We start from the raw sequence: 587 nt of genomic DNA on the forward strand, positions 1-587 counted from the left end.
CAGGTCCTCGCCGCGGGCGGCGCGCCCGAGCAGCTCGCGGTCCCCGCCGCCGAGGCCCTGGGCGAGCAGGCCGCCGAGTCCCTCCAGGAGGACCCGTGGCGGCTGCTGGCCGTCCCGGGCGTACGGCCCGAGCAGGCGGACGGCTTCGCGCGGGCCCTGCTGGGCCCGGAGGCCGGCCCCGGGGACGAGCGCCGGGCCCGGGCCCTGACCGGCTGGCTGCTGGAGCGCGCCGCACTCGAAGGCCACACGGTCCTGGAGGCACCGGCGCTGAGCGCGGCCCTCGCCCGGCACGCCGTCCCGGATCCGGACGAGGCCCTGCAGTCCGCCATCGCCGAGGGCACGGTCCTGGTGTTCCAGGAGGCCGTGGAGCCCGCGCCCGGCGCGGCCGCGCCCCAGGGCGAGGACGAGGAGGTCCCGGTGCGCCTGCTCCTGGGCCTCGACCGCTACGCCATGGCCGAGGAGAGCCTCGCCGACGGCCTGGCCCGGCTGATCAGCACGTTCACGGCCGGCGACGGCGCGTGGGAGGGCGCGGCGGCCGCCGCGCCCACGCCCTCCGCCGCGGAGCTGGTCCGCGCCGCGGCGGGCGC

At 80.9% G+C, this 587-nt stretch carries 1 protein-coding gene; it reads left to right on the plus strand.

Features of this window, described 5'->3' with window-relative positions:
* Nucleotides 1–587 (plus strand): helix-hairpin-helix domain-containing protein (locus tag B7P34_RS36110; protein WP_286157550.1); only part of this gene is annotated, 587 nt, incomplete at both ends.

Origin of the sequence: Streptosporangium nondiastaticum, from assembly GCF_003011965.1 — a bacterium.
Lineage (GTDB): Bacteria > Actinomycetota > Actinomycetes > Streptomycetales > Streptomycetaceae > Streptomyces > Streptomyces nondiastaticus.